Source organism: Enterococcus cecorum (assembly GCF_052119425.1).
Classification (GTDB): Bacteria; Bacillota; Bacilli; order Lactobacillales; family Enterococcaceae; genus Enterococcus_E; species Enterococcus_E cecorum_C.
Genome location: NZ_JBQKFH010000110.1, coordinates 1 through 461, shown reverse-complemented (window position 1 = coordinate 461; position 461 = coordinate 1). Strand labels below are relative to the sequence as shown.

Genomic DNA, 461 nt, shown 5'->3' with positions numbered 1-461 from the left:
AGGACGGGACTAACACCGATATGCTTCGGGGAGCTGTAAGTAAGCTTTGATCCGGAGATTTCCGAATGGGGGAACCCAGCATCTTTTGTAGGATGTTACCTTTAAGTGAATTCATAGCTTATTGGAGGTAGACGCAGAGAACTGAAACATCTAAGTACCTGCAGGAAGAGAAAGAAAATTCGATTCCCTGAGTAGCGGCGAGCGAAACGGGAACAGCCCAAACCAACAAGCTTGCTTGTTGGGGTTGTAGGACTCAAATGTGGTAGTAAGCAAGATAGCCGAATGGCTTGGAAAAGCCAGCCAAAGTGGGTGAAAGCCCCGTAGGCAAAATTTTGTGAGCACCTATGAGGATCCTGAGTACGGCGGAACACGAGAAATTCCGTCGGAATCTAGGAGGACCATCTCCTAAGGCTAAATACTCCCTAGTGACCGATAGCGAACCAGTACCGTGAGGGAAAGGT

The 461-nt window shown here is 48.4% G+C and carries 1 rRNA gene; it reads left to right on the top strand.

Going from position 1 to position 461, the window contains the following annotated elements:
- Positions 1-461: ribosomal RNA gene (locus tag ACTQZM_RS12035) — 23S ribosomal RNA — on the top strand; the annotation flags it as partial.